This is a genomic window from Sutterella sp. (assembly GCF_030539355.1).
Lineage (GTDB): Bacteria > Pseudomonadota > Gammaproteobacteria > Burkholderiales > Burkholderiaceae_F > Sutterella.
On sequence record NZ_JAUNSF010000096.1, the window covers coordinates 1 to 11,298 of the forward strand.

Here is an 11,298-nt window from a genome sequence, read left to right on the forward strand (position 1 = left end):
GAACACAAAGCGTGCCGGGCCCCGGGCCCGGACAAAGAAGAACAGACATGCCAGACCGCTCCTCTCACGAGGCGCTGCGTTTCAGGCGTATAGCCTCCGTCATCATCCGCAACATCGAGTCAGGTCTCTACACCGACGGCAGACTTCCCGGCCGCCGTCAGCTCGAGAGCCTCTTCGGCTGCTCGCGCAGCACCGAGGACGCCGCGCTCGACCTCCTCGAGCGCGAGCACTGGATCCTGCGCGAGCCGAAGAAGCGCCCCCTGATCGTCCCGAGAAAACAGGACTTCGAGGCGAAGCTCGCGGGCTTCGTCGCGAGGAGCGGTTTCAGGCCGCCCCTGATGAACGAGGTCTACCGGCGCGCCGACGTGAGGAAGACCCGCGACCAGCGGGGCATCGGGGACGACGTCGTGAGCCTCGCGAGGCTCGGCGACGAGCACTGGGACGGGCACATCAACCTTGACCTCGAGATCGAGGCCTTCAACGCCGCGCTGAAGGACTTCCGCGCGGGAAAGACCGAGATGTTCGCCACCGGCGGCATGCCGGGCCTCAAGGCCGCGCTCTGCGCGCACCTGCCGACGGTCGGCATTCCCGCCGATCCCTCGCAGATCCTCATCACCTCGAGGCGCCTGCAGACCTACCGCCTCGTCTCCGAGGTGCTCCTCGGGCCCTCCACCGAGTTCTGGTACCCCGAGATGAGCCTCGTGCGCTTCTACGGCATCGCCGACCGCCACACCTCCTGGCGGCGCGAGATGCCGATTGACGCGGACGGCCGCATTGACTTCTCAGGCTTCGGGCTCTCCAAGCGCCCCAAGGTGCTCGCGCTCGAGCCCGACTGCGCCAAGCCCTTCGGCGGAACGGTCTCGGACGCGGACCGCGCCTGGCTCGTCGACGAGGCCCGCCGCACCGGCGCCTTCATTCTTGAGGACAGCTATTCAAGGGGCATTGACGAGCGGATCGTGAAGCCTCCGCTCGCCTCGCTCGACCCGACGCACGAGTGCGTGATCTACCTCGGGGCCGTGCCCTCCTGGCTCACCACCATGGGGACCTTCAACTTCGTCGTGGCCCACGAGCGGCTCATCAACCAGCTGCGCGCCTCGGGGCGCCGGGACTACATGTTCCCCGGCCTCTTCTCGCAGATCGTCGCCGAGAAGCTCTTTTCCGAACACCTGATCGATCCCATGCGCGAGCGGTTCCTCGCCTTCCACCGCGAGCGGGTCGTGCAGATGGAGGCGATCCTCAGGAAGTACCTCGGGGACCGCTTCACCTGGCGGCTCCCCTGCGGGTTCGGGAGCGTCTGCATCGACCTCGCGGGCGTGAACCTGCGCCGTCTCTGGCGCTGCCGCCGCGGCATCGACTTCGAGCCCGCGTGGTTCTACGGCGAGAAGGAGCCGCGGCACGTGCTGCTGCGCTACACCGTCACGCTCGCGAAGTTCGAGGAAGGCGTGAAGCGTCTGAGGGAAAACATCGAGCTCTACGGCTGACCGGGAGCCCGAAGTGCGTCAGGCGGGAAGCCGCATCGTCACCGACTGCGGCACCCGGACGCCGAGGTCCCTCGCGAGCCGCGGATATGCGGTCATCGCGGCCTCGACACGGTCGATGTCCTCCGTGACGTCGGCGGCCTTGAGACCGAACATGCCGCCGAGCTTCTGGACCCTGGATCGGGAGGGCATCCTGCCCTCGCCGAGCAGGCTCGTCATGTGCCAGAGGCTCTCACGGTGCCCGCCTCCGCCGGCCGGCACGACGTCATAGACCGGGGACGGCCGCCATTTCCCTGACGCATCCATCAGGAAGCTGAAGTTCTTCGCGTGATCGTCCGTGTTGCCGACGAGGAAGCTGAGCACCGCGCGGCGGAGCATTTCCCGGAGATATTCAGCACCGCAGAGCCTCTGCGTGAGCGCAAGGATCCCCTCGTAGTCGAGGCACGGAACCCGGAAGCTGCAATGGAGGAGTCCCGCGGCGGAGACCATGTGCACCTTTCCCTCGGGCGTGCGGTCGAAGCGCCGGATGCCGAACCAGCCCGGGCCGTTCCTTGAGGGGAAGAGATGCGTCGGCGGCACGTCGAGGCCGGCGCGCCGCGCGATCTTCATGGAGATGAATTCCTGCACGCCGGCGTCACGGGCGTCCCCGGAACCGCGGAACTTGACGATCCACGGCGTGAAGCTTTGGCTCCAGTCCGTGCCTCTTCGCAGCGTTCTGCGGTCGTCCGAGACGAGGCAGACGATCTTGGGCCGCGCGCCGCCCGCCGAACCGCTTGCACGCAGGAGCTCGTCGAGACCGTCGGAGGCGTCATCGTCGTCGAGGATGCGCTCGGCATCCCGGGCGAGCCTGTCGGGATCGATCTCGCCGCTCCCGATCCAGTCCGGGACCGGAGCCTGGGTCGGCTCGAACTCGAGCGCGCCCATGCCGTCCCGGCCGACCAGGCCGAGGCGCTTGAGAGGTGAGATGCGGGAGAGGTCCTTCCCGTTTTTCCGGAGCCGGCGGTCGAGCAGCAGCGCACCCCAGCCGTCGGGGATGGCGTCGTGGATGAACCCGGGGAGCCCGTCCATTTTTTCGGGGTTGCCGCGCCACGGAGCCGTGCCGAGCGGCACGAGGATGGGCGAGAGCTGAAGGCCCGTCCTCACGAATTCCGGGCTGTACTGAAAGACAAGAGCGTCACTTCCCTCGCTGAGAACGCCCGCCTCGCGACGCGTATGGCCGAGGCTGAGCCGGATCGTGCACTTCATTGCTTTCTCTTCGAGGCGCGCTGCCGCTGCGGGGGAACCTTCGCGAAGAGGTTCACCGGCGGCGCCGGCGCAAAGAGGCTGCCGAGTTCCTCGGTGCGGTTGAGCGCCATCAGAAGATTGACAAGGCCGCGGAAGGAAATCTCGCCGGTGGACTCGAAGCGCCTCAAGGAGCCGAGCGAGACGCCGGAGCGGAGCGCCAGCGCCTCCTGCGTGTAATTGAGGTCAAGCCGCAGCCGGCGCATGCGGGCGGCGACCTCCTGCTGGAGGGTCTTGGGCGACTGCAGAAAGTGAAACGGATCCGGTCCCTGGTGCATCGGAAGGAAGGTTCGTCGTGGGTTAATCAACTGCTCATATTTTAGCGATAAAGGCGTTTTTTCGCCTTCAGGCGCTCAAATACTGGCAGTTGCGTGACCTGCGGCCTCCCCTCTTCGGGGGGCGTCGGTATCGCGCGGACTGTCAGTCCGGCGCCGTCTCGGTAACATTCCTTCCTGACGAGCGTTTACAGGAGAAATGAAGGCATGACGACGGAGAACGAGGAGAACGTGACGCGGTACCGTGCGATCGCACGCGTGCTGCTCTCGAAGATCGAGCGCGGCGAGTGGCCGGACGGCCTTCTCCCCGGCCGGCGGGATTTGATGGATACCTTCTCGGCCTCCCGGCGCACGATCGACTCCGCCCTCGACATCCTCGAGCAGGGGCGCTGGATCAAGCGCGAGCCCAAGCGCCGCCCCCGCATCCTCGCCTCCGAGAGCGCCTTCTCCGACAAGCTCGGGATCTTCCTCAGCAGGAGCGGCTTCCGCGAGCCGCGCTCGAGCCAGGCGCTGAGGCGCTTTGACGTGCCGGCCTCCGCGACGGGCGCGAAGAAGCGCGTCGTGGAGCTCGCCGCCTACGTGGCCGAGAACTGGGCCGAGCATGCCGTCAGCGACATCGAGCACCGCGCGGCGCTCGCGGCCCTGAAGGAACTGCGCTCGGGCGACATGCGGATCTTCGACACGCTCGGCATTGAGGAACTCAAAAAAGCGATCTGCCGGCGCGTGGCGCGCTGGGGCATCAAGGCAAAGCCGTCCGAGGTGTGCATCGTCTCAAGGCGTCTGCAGGCCTACCGTCTTCTCTCCGACGTGCTGATCGGCCCCACGACCGAGCTCTGGTACCCGGCCGTGTCGCTCGTCAAGCACTGCGGCATCGCGGACCGCCACACGCGGCGGCGCTGCGAGCTGCCGATCGATGAAAACTCGGGCGTGAGGATCAACGACTTCATGATCTCGCGCTCGCCCAAGGTGCTGATGATCGAGCCCGACGAGGCCGTGCCGATGGGCGTGACGCTCCCTGAACTTGAGCGTGGCGTGCTCGTCGACGAGGCGCGGAAGTCCGGCGCCTTCATCATCGAGGACATCTTCTGCCGCGAGGTGACCGAGGGCGAGTTCCCGCCGCCCATGATGTCGCTCGACCCGAGGAAGGAGAGCGTCGTGCTGATCGGCGGTCACCCGCTGTGGCTTTCGCCGCTCGCGACCCACACCTTCATCATCGCGAACGAACAGTTGATCGAGCATCTCCTCGCCTGCGCCCGGCGCGACTACCTGATCCCGGAGGTGTTCGGGCAGGTCGTGGCGGCGAAGATCGACGAACTCAAGCTCCACGACGAGATGATCTCGCGCTTCCTCGAATTCCAGAGGGCCCACATCGCGCGCGTGGACGAGATTCTGCGCGAGACCTTCGGGGACCGCTTCACCTGGAGGATGCCTGCGGGGTTCGGGACGATCTGGCTTGACCTGAGCGGCGTCGACTTGAAGCGCATCCACCGCCACCGCGAGGACGTGAACTTCATGCCGGGCTGGTACTTCGGCGAGAAGGAGGCGCGGCACGTGGCGCTCCGCTACACGCTGCGGCTCGAGGATATCCGCGAGGGCGTCAGGAGGCTCGCGTGCCTCATTGACGAGTGGGGCTGATCCGAAAGAACAAAAAAAAACGCGCCCGGCGCGAAGAGTCATGACGGGAGACTTGGGTGTCCGCCGGTGCTTCCGCAGCGAGAGCTCGCTGTCTAACGGCGGGGTGTCATGACTCGTGAAGGTCCGCGCGGGCGCGACTCAAGAGTAGGTGCGCCCGGCGGTCTTCCGGTACGAACGGCTGCCGGGCGCGGGGAATTTTCGCCCCATGAGGGTGCTGCCATGAGGCCCAGATTTCGAGGATCATTGAGGCCCAAATGTGGTTTTTGGTCATCCTCCGCCCTCCGCTCCTCTGGTGCTGCGGGCCCCATGGGGCGGAGTGCCGGCGCACCGCAAAGCCCTCCTGCGGGTTTTTCCGCAAAAGAAATGCGCGGTAATGGTGCGCTGACGACGCCTGAGCCGCATCTCTGTCGGCCCGGGGCCTGCCCCGAAGTCGTGTTGAGACTCTCTTCTCTCGTGCAACAAGCGTCATGGATCTGTCTCGGAGTCGCAACAGAACGGCGAGATTCCAGAAGATTACCGATTCAGGATGCGGAATGATTCTCAGAGGCGATCGCATTGGGAAACGCGGTTGCGTAATTTTTCAGAGTCTACAAAGAGTTGGCAGTTTGTGCCTCGGCATGGACGACAGCGGCAGGATTGTGCTCATAACGCGTTTACGGGATGACTGCGCGTACATATTGACCCTCATGGCACGCCTTTTGCATGGCTTTGTATGCATTTGACGCCCTTCCCCGGAAAACGAAGCATGCAGCCCGGAGGATCGTGACGCACAATGCCTTCCCGTCGGGACCGCGGGCCGTTCATGACCCATTATCCGAGCCCTCGTCCCTCTCTCTCATATATTCCCCCTTCAGGAGACCCTGAAAATGAAGAAGATTCTTGCCGTGGCCGTCGCCGCCGCCTTTGTGTCCGGCGCCGCCGCCGCTGCTGATGTTGAGGTCTATGGTGTTGTCGACACCGGCCTCGTCTATTCCCGTACGACCGGCAATCACATCGAGAAGTCCGATACGTTCTCGATGGACACCGGTGTCAACGCCGGCTCCCGCTTCGGCCTCCGCGGTTCCGAGGACCTCGGCAACGGCTATGCCGTGAGCTTCAAGCTTGAGAACGGCTTCGGCTCCGACGACGGCACGCTCAAGCAGGGCAGCCGCCTCTTCGGCCGTGAGGCCCGCGTCTCCCTCGAGACCCCGTACGCCAACGTCTCGTTCGGCCGCATGGGCGCCCTGACCTCGGGCTGCGGCACGTACGACATCTTCATGGCCGGTGCTGACTCGATGGACGGCGGCTATGCGAATTACATCGGCGTGAACTATTGGTTCCAGCGCGACAGGTATGACAACATGGTCACTATCGACTCCGCCGAGTTCGCCGGTGCCAAGCTCTACGCTCAGTACTCCTTCGCCAACGATGTGGTGGGCGAGAACGGTGAGGGTTCCAACGCCCGTGAAGCCACCCGCTATGTCGCCGGCGGCGCCACCTACAACATTGGTGATCTTTCGCTCGTCGCGGTCGTTGATTCCGTGATGTACAAGCACACCGCCCTCGTGCAGCCGAACGATTCGCTCGCCGTCTCTCTCGGCGGCAGCTACAAGATCGACTTCGCGACGGTCTTCGTCGGTTTCCAGTGGGGCCAGTACGAGAAGCTTGATCTCTCCTCTCTGCTGGATGTTGATGGAGCCTTCGGTTATTTTGATGGCTACAACGTCCACGTCGGCGCCAACTTCGACCTGCCGTGCGGTGTTCTCTCGACCTCCGTTTACTACGGCGACTATGAGGCTTCCTCTGACAGCAACATCGACGCTGAAAAGTGGGGTGTCGGCCTGATGCACAACTATCCCCTCAGCAAGCGCACGACGATCTACACGGGTGTCGGCTACCAGCAGTCTGAACTCTCTGGTTACAGCTATTCCTATCGTGTCAAGGGCCTCGACGCCACCGTCGGTCTGACGCACAAGTTCTAATCAGCGACTTGTGAGGAAGGACTTCAGTCTTTCCTGACTGATCCCAGCTCCCGGTTTTCCTCGCGAAGGCCGGGAGTTTTTCGCATCTGCAGAGTGTCCCGGAGCATCCTTCAACGGAGGACTGCAGCTTCTCGGCTGACGCTCTGTGCCTACGCTGTGCCTACGATCGGAGGCAAAGTTCCATCTGAAGACGGGACTGGTCCCGCCTGACCGGTTTCCTGCGGTCTCGTGCCGGTGATCACGGGCGGAAAGTTTGCCGACCCGCAACTCTTTTCGGGCATCTCTGCCCAATATGCCGCCGGCCTTCCCGTTTACAGGCCCGATGCCGTGTTCCCGTGAGCGCCCGTGTGGCGGAGCGGACCTGTTTGCATCAGAATGCGCAGATTCTCCGGGGGCGGCCGCACACCGATTCAACGGCCGCCCGTACAACAAGAACATTTCCGTTCATCTCTCTCCCTGAGACCCCTCGAAATGAAGAAGAACCTCCTCACGGTCGCCGTCACCGGCGCCCTGCTCTCCGGTGCCATGGGCGCCGCCTCCGCCGCCGACGTCAATGTCTACGGCATCGTCGACACCGGCCTCGTCTATGAGCGCCTGACCGGCACCATGCATGAACAGACGAACACCTTCTCGATGGACTCGGGCGTCAACTCGGGCTCCCGCTTCGGTCTGCGCGGCAGCGAGGACCTGGGCAACGGCTTCGCCGTCAGCTTCAAACTCGAGAACGGCTTCGGGTCCGATGACGGCACGCTGAAGCAGAGCGACAACGACACGACCCGCCTCTTCGGGCGCGAAGCGCGCGTCACCCTCGAGACCCCGTACGGCAACGTCTCCTTCGGCCGCATGGGCGCGCTCACCTCGGGCGCCGGCACCTTCGACATCTTCCAGGCGGGCGCCGACGTGATGGACGGCGGCTATGCCAACCACATTGGCACGCAAATCTGGTTCAAGCGTGACCGCTACGACAACGTCGTCACGCTCGAATCGCCCGAGTTCGCGGGCGTGAAGCTCTACGCGCAGTACTCCTTCGCGACCGCCGGTCAGGAGGCCGCGGGCAACGAGCGCAACAACGAGCGCTACGTCGCGGGCGGCGCCACCTTCACCTCGGGCGCCCTCTCGCTTGTCGGCGTCGTGGACTCGGTGATGTACGAGCACGAGGCGGATTTCCAGCGCAATGACTCCCTCGCCGTGAGCGTGGGCGGCAGCTACGCCTTCGAGAAGGTGACGGTCTTCGCCGGCGCCCAGTGGGGCATGAACGAGTGGGCCGACATGATGCCCGTCGTCAAGAACGGCATTCTTGACACGATGTTTACCGAGGGCTTCAACTTCAACGTCGGCGCCCGCTTCGATCTTCCCTGCGGTTCGCTCGAGACCTCGGTCTTCTATGACGACCTGAAGGGCGCGAATCAGAGCTTCTTCAAGCTCGACAAGTGGGGAGTGGCCGCGATGCATTCCTACCCGCTCAGCAAGCGCACCGTCGTCTACACCGGCGTGGGCTACCAGCAGCACCGCTTTGAGAACGAAATGGCCGGCCTGACCCTCCGCACGAAGGCCCTCGACGCGACCGTGGGTCTGAAGCACTCGTTCTGATCCTGTCCTGAACTTCAGGAACCCTTTTCCTCCCCGGGTGAGACCGGGACGTCACGTTGGGCACCTTGGGACCCATCTCAGGACGTGACGCTCCTGCACCACCCGGGAATTTCCTCCAACCTTCCTTCAATAAGGTTCTCCCTCAAATGAAGAAAAACCTTCTTTCCTGCGCCGTCACCGGCGCTCTCCTCTGCGGCTCCCTTGGTGCCCACGCCGCCGACGTCGAGGTCTACGGCATCGTCGACACGGGCCTCGTCTATGAGCGCCTCACCGGCACGCTCCTCCCCCAGAGCAACACTTTCTCGATGGAGTCGGGCGTCAACTCCGGCTCCCGCTTCGGCCTGCGCGGCAGCGAGGACCTCGGAAACGGCTTCGCCGTGTCCTTCCGCCTTGAGAACGGCTTCGGGTCCGACGACGGCACCCTGAAGCAGAGCAGCGACGACACGACCCGCCTCTTCGGGCGCGAAGCGCGCGTCACCCTCGAGACCCCGTACGGCAGCGTCTCCTTCGGCCGCATGGGCGCCCTCACCTCGGGCTGCGGCACTTTCGACATCTTCCAGGCCGAGGCCGACGTGATGGACGGCGGCTACGCGAACCACATCGGCACCCAAGTCTGGTTCGAGCGCGACCGCTACGACAACCTCGTGACGCTCGAGTCGCCCGTGTTCGCGGGCGTGAAGCTCTACGCGCAGTACTCCTTCGCCACGGACGGTCAGGAACAGGCCGGCAACGAGCGCAAGCAGGACCGCTATGCCGCGCTCGGCGCCACCTGGACGGTCGGTGACCTCTCGCTCGTCGGCGTGGTCGACAGCGTCCTCTACGAACACGACGCCGAGGATTACATCATCAAGCGCCGCGATGCTGTGGCCGTGAGCGTCGGCGCCAACTACGCGCTCGACCCGGTCACGGTCTTCGCGGGCGCCCAGTGGGGCCGGTTCAACAAGTCCTCCCACATCGGGATTGTGGACGCGTCGGATGATTCCTTTATGATCGTCGACGGCTGGAACTTCGCGGCCGGCGCGCGTTTTGACCTTCCCTGCGGCTCGCTCGAGACCTCGGTCTTCTATGATGACCTGAAGGGCTCCTACAGCCCGGTGATGAAGCTCGAGAAGTGGGGCGTCGGCGTCATGCACTCCTATCCGCTTTCCAAGCGCACCGTCGTCTACACGGGTGTGGGCTACCAGCAGCACCGCTTTGAGAACACGCCGGCCTACGTCTATCGCATGAAGGCGATCGACGCGACCGTGGGTCTGAAGCACAGCTTCTGATCCCCTCCAGGCTTTCCGGTGTTCCGGGGGAGGCGGCGGCCCGGCCGTCGACCCCGGAGCCCGGATCCCTCTTCCCCTTCCCTCGTCATGAAGAAGCCCTTCCGCTCCGCCCTTCTCTCCCTGCTCCTCGCCGGCGCCTTCGCGCCGCTCGTGACGAGCCCTGCCCGGGCGATGGAGATCGAGGTCACGGGCGCTGTGGACATGGGTTTCCTTTATGAGCGGAACTCGGGGAGCAGCGCCGCCTCGGGCAGCACGTTCTCGCTCGCCTCCGACCTCGCGAGCGACGGCATCCTCGCCATCATGGGAAAGGAGTCGCTCGGGAACGGCTTCGGGCTCTCCTTCAACCTTGAGAACGGCTTCAGCGCCGACGACGGCGTGCTCCTCGGCGGGGGCTCCTATCTCTTCGGGCGCGAGGCGCGCGTGACGCTTGAGACCCCTCTCGCGAACTTCACCTTCGGGCGCCTCGGCACGCTCGCCTCTGGCGCCGGCGCCGACATCTTCGTCGTCAACGCCGACGTGACCGAGGGCGGGTACGCCAACTACATCGGCACCACCGATTTCTGGTGGATCCGCCGCCGCACCGACAACGTCGTCTCGGTAGAGAGCGCTGAGATCGCGGGCGTGAAGCTCTACGCCCAGTACTCCTTCGCCACGCGCGGAGAGGAGCTTAACGGGAACGTGCGCCGGAACGAACGCTACGCGGGTGTGGGCGCCACGTGTAAGCGCGGGCCGCTGACGCTCGTCGCGGTCGTGGACAGCGTTCTCTACGCCCACGAGGGCGCTGAGGCACCGGACGATTCGCTCGCGCTTTCGTTCGGCGGCAACTGGAACGTCGGCCCCTGGGCCTTCTACGCGGGCTTCCAGGTCGGCAGGAACGAGCGCCTCGACCTCGAGGCCCTCAGCGGCATCGCCCCGCTGTGGACCGACGGCGTCGCGTACGTTGACGGCTGGAACGTCCACACCGGCCTCGCCTTCGAGGCGAGCACCGCGGGGACGGTGCAGCTCTCGCTTCACTACGGCGACTTCGAGAATTCCTCGGGAGCCAGGCTTGACTCGAACAAGTGGGGCGCGGGTGCGATGTACCTCCACGAGCTCAGCAAGCGAACCACGCTCTACACGGGCGCGGGTTTCCAGCAGTTCCGGGCGGAGACGGACGGCCTCACCTCGAGGCTCAAGAGCGTCGACGTGGCGCTCGGGCTGCAGATCGAGTTCTGACGCGAATCCCTCCGGCCTCTTTTCACGGAGGCGTCCTGCCTGGCGGCCTCTCCTTTCCCGGTCTGCCATTCATTCCGTATTGCGACCGGTCACGCACGGGCGGCCGCCACGAAGCCCGGGTGTCTCCGCGGCAAGGGTCCGCGACCGTATGCGGGCCTGGTCCCGGGGCGACTTCGCGAGCAAGTACACGAGGCCGCGTCCATGAATGACATGGAGCTCAGGATCGTCGCCGAGCTCAAGCGCATCCACACCCCCGACAAGACCATCGCCGCCATGCTGCGGTGCTCGGTCTCGCTCGTCCAGATCACCTGGCGGAAGCTCCGCAAGGAAATCGAGGAGAAGGAGATGGCCGAGGCGCTCCGAAAGATCAAGGAGGACGCCGAGGACGACGTCTGACAATCCGTTCCTCACCCGGAGGCATCCGCCAGGATGCCCCGAACCATTGATTGTGAAGCGGTCTCTTCCCTCGGTGACCGCTTCTTTTTTTTCGAATTTGCAGGGGATGTTCCGCGGGCACCGGCAATCTCCCGGAACCCTTCACGACCGAACGGCGGCGCTTGATCGGACAGGCAGATGGCATGCCGTTTCTGCTGAG

Annotated in this window: 10 protein-coding genes; 7 read left to right on the forward strand and 3 right to left on the reverse strand. The window is 64.8% G+C overall.

Annotated elements, in window-relative coordinates; all coding sequences use genetic code 11:
* The first annotated feature begins 47 nt into the window (after window positions 1–47).
* The gene (locus Q4F91_RS10910) at window positions 48–1,481 is read left to right on the forward strand and encodes a GntR family transcriptional regulator (RefSeq protein WP_303337623.1); all 1,434 of its coding nucleotides are present in this window, start codon (window positions 48–50) and stop codon (window positions 1,479–1,481) included.
* A gap of 18 nt (window positions 1,482–1,499) precedes the next feature.
* On the opposite strand, the gene Q4F91_RS10915 is transcribed toward Q4F91_RS10910, so the two are convergent.
* On the reverse strand, window positions 1,500–2,723 hold the full coding sequence (locus Q4F91_RS10915; RefSeq protein WP_303337625.1) for a type II toxin-antitoxin system HipA family toxin: 1,224 nt from the start codon (window positions 2,721–2,723) through the stop codon (window positions 1,500–1,502).
* A complete protein-coding gene (locus tag Q4F91_RS10920; RefSeq protein ID WP_303337627.1) occupies window positions 2,720–3,037 on the reverse strand; it encodes a helix-turn-helix domain-containing protein in 318 nt (105 codons plus the stop codon). The genes Q4F91_RS10915 and Q4F91_RS10920 overlap by 4 nt, the downstream gene beginning before the upstream one ends.
* Before the next feature lie 204 nt (window positions 3,038–3,241).
* Here Q4F91_RS10920 and Q4F91_RS10925 point away from each other — a divergent pair, with 204 nt between their 5' ends.
* The 6 genes from Q4F91_RS10925 to Q4F91_RS10950 all read left to right on the forward strand — a co-directional run bounded on the left by Q4F91_RS10925 (window position 3,242) and on the right by Q4F91_RS10950 (window position 11,099).
* Window positions 3,242–4,669: a GntR family transcriptional regulator gene (locus tag Q4F91_RS10925; protein ID WP_303337629.1), complete on the forward strand. Its 1,428-nt coding sequence runs from the start codon at window positions 3,242–3,244 to the stop codon at window positions 4,667–4,669.
* Window positions 4,670–5,535: 866 nt separating this feature from the next.
* Window positions 5,536–6,630 carry a porin gene (locus tag Q4F91_RS10930; RefSeq protein WP_303337631.1) on the forward strand — a complete coding sequence of 365 codons (1,095 nt, stop codon included), beginning with the start codon at window positions 5,536–5,538 and terminating at the stop codon, window positions 6,628–6,630.
* 471 nt (window positions 6,631–7,101) lie between these two features.
* Window positions 7,102–8,220: a porin gene (locus tag Q4F91_RS10935; protein WP_303337633.1), complete on the forward strand. Its 1,119-nt coding sequence runs from the start codon at window positions 7,102–7,104 to the stop codon at window positions 8,218–8,220.
* Window positions 8,221–8,366: 146 nt separating this feature from the next.
* Window positions 8,367–9,488, forward strand: a complete 1,122-nt coding sequence (locus Q4F91_RS10940; protein ID WP_303337635.1) for a porin — start codon at window positions 8,367–8,369, stop codon at window positions 9,486–9,488.
* A gap of 87 nt (window positions 9,489–9,575) precedes the next feature.
* The gene (locus Q4F91_RS10945) at window positions 9,576–10,703 is read left to right on the forward strand and encodes a porin (RefSeq protein ID WP_303337637.1); all 1,128 of its coding nucleotides are present in this window, start codon (window positions 9,576–9,578) and stop codon (window positions 10,701–10,703) included.
* A 201-nt stretch (window positions 10,704–10,904) separates the two neighbouring features.
* The gene (locus Q4F91_RS10950) at window positions 10,905–11,099 is read left to right on the forward strand and encodes a hypothetical protein (RefSeq protein WP_303337639.1); all 195 of its coding nucleotides are present in this window, start codon (window positions 10,905–10,907) and stop codon (window positions 11,097–11,099) included.
* 11 nt (window positions 11,100–11,110) lie between these two features.
* Here Q4F91_RS10950 and Q4F91_RS10955 read toward each other — a convergent pair.
* A partial coding sequence (locus Q4F91_RS10955; RefSeq protein WP_303337641.1) for a hypothetical protein occupies window positions 11,111–11,298 on the reverse strand: 188 nt, incomplete at its 5' end.